Genomic DNA, 235 nt, shown 5'->3' on the forward strand with positions numbered 1-235 from the left:
GTTCCAGACGTCCTCCTTAAAGGCTGGTATGTTGCCAAGTCGGACCAGCAACTCTTCATGGTTCTGCAGGTACGCTTCGAAGTCTCGGACCGTGATGTTCTTCTGGATGAGTTTGTCGAGCTTCGCAAACCTCTTCTTCAGTTCTTTGTCATTGGAGATCGCATCCTTTTCTTTCGCGATCAGCTCTTCGAGTTCCTGCTGGCTAGTTATCTCTAACTTGGTATTGGCGTTCAAG

Annotated in this window: 1 pseudogene; it reads right to left on the minus strand. The window is 48.5% G+C overall.

Features of this window, described 5'->3' with window-relative positions:
• A pseudogene (locus tag UU7_RS18815) lies at positions 1-235 on the minus strand (phage infection protein); the annotation flags it as partial.

The organism is Rhodanobacter spathiphylli B39 (genome assembly GCF_000264295.1).
In the GTDB taxonomy this organism is placed as follows: Bacteria; Pseudomonadota; Gammaproteobacteria; order Xanthomonadales; family Rhodanobacteraceae; genus Rhodanobacter; species Rhodanobacter spathiphylli.